The 859-nt window shown below is 47.3% G+C and carries 1 protein-coding gene; it reads right to left on the reverse strand.

The window, feature by feature from the left end:
• Positions 1–859, reverse strand: a protein-coding gene (locus NW853_RS10335; RefSeq protein WP_414348971.1) for an IS630 family transposase whose coding sequence is annotated in 2 segments (ribosomal slippage) — positions 1–573 and positions 573–859 — 860 coding nt annotated over the 2 segments. Because the reading frame shifts where the segments join, the coding sequence is not laid out codon by codon here. This gene is flagged as partial in the annotation.

Raw genomic sequence — 859 nt, forward strand, 5'->3', positions numbered from 1 at the left:
GGAAGCAGGATGGATTAATCAGTAGTAAAGAAGTCTGCACTATCTGCTCCAGGCTATACTTCCCAACTCTGGAAAACTGCCGAATAAAATGCTTCAAAACCGACCACATCATCTCAATAGGATTCAATTCCGGCGCATACACAGGCAGGTATAGAATTCGCGCTCCTGTCCCCCTAATCAATTCCTCAACTTCCCGACTCCTATGAATATTTAAATTGTCCATAATCACAACCTTCCTCGCATCTAGCTTCGGACATAACTCGCTTCTCAAAAACTCCAAAAAATCCCCTTTCTTCATCCCACCCTTGACGACACGACAGCCGACTACTCCCCTCAAGGAAATCGCTCCAATAACAGTGTGATTCTCCCCCTTGTATCTCTGACGATAATGATAAGCTCTTTGACCGCGTAAACTCCGAGCTACTCCCCGTTCCATTCCCTCCCACACCCCTGTCTGGTCGAGGGCAATCAAATCCTCCGCTGGAATATCCCTGACTTCTTGACGATAAGCTAGTCGTTCTCTTTGCACCGCCTCTTCTTGGACTCTCGCGCTGCGGTAAGTCTTTTTTTTAGAGTCATTCCTTGCTTTTTCAAGAAATTGTGTATCGTGACAGTACTTACATCAATTGCTAAGCGCTCCCGCAACAGTTCTTGATACTGCCACAGGTAGAGGTCTGGGTGTTCTGCAATGATTGCCATCACTTCCTGTCGATGTTGTTCCAAAATACCCACTCGCTTGGTGCCTACTTTCTTGGGGGTTAAATCTTGAGTTTGTTGGTACTGTCGCACCCAGCGGTGTACTGTTCTTTTGGTCACCATGAACCGTTCGGCTACCTGGCGGATAGAGGTCTTACCTGCC

Origin of the sequence: Synechococcus sp. H55.11 (assembly GCF_047462475.1) — a bacterium.
Lineage (GTDB): Bacteria > Cyanobacteriota > Cyanobacteriia > Thermostichales > Thermostichaceae > Thermostichus.